Below are 280 nucleotides of genomic sequence, written 5' to 3'. Positions count from 1 at the left end.
CACTACCTTTAGTTGTTTTTTCATCGGCGCAAATTCAATACTGATATCTCGGACGTGAATATTTATGGCAACGGTTTAGATAACACAAAGACTGATAAAGTCATCTCTGTTGTTTCCGCAAAAAGCATTCGCTAGATCCTTACTCCAAAGGCACATGGTTATCAAGAAGTAGAAGGACGCGGTAGAAATGACGCTGAACAGAGTTGGATGCATGACAATCCGTTTGTAATCGGTATGATTGACAAGTTTATTAAATTAAAAAAGTAGTTTAATACTGGAG

The 280-nt window shown here is 37.5% G+C and carries 1 pseudogene; it reads left to right on the top strand.

Features of this window, described 5'->3' with window-relative positions:
* Nucleotides 1-12 precede the first annotated feature (12 nt).
* A pseudogene (locus tag CP367_RS11110) lies at nt 13-267 on the top strand (alpha/beta hydrolase); the annotation flags it as partial.
* Nucleotides 268-280 lie beyond the last annotated feature (13 nt).

Origin of the sequence: Lactobacillus sp. UMNPBX16, from assembly GCF_002553775.1 — a bacterium.
Lineage (GTDB): Bacteria > Bacillota > Bacilli > Lactobacillales > Lactobacillaceae > Lactobacillus > Lactobacillus crispatus.
This window is presented reverse-complemented; position numbering and strand designations above follow the sequence as displayed.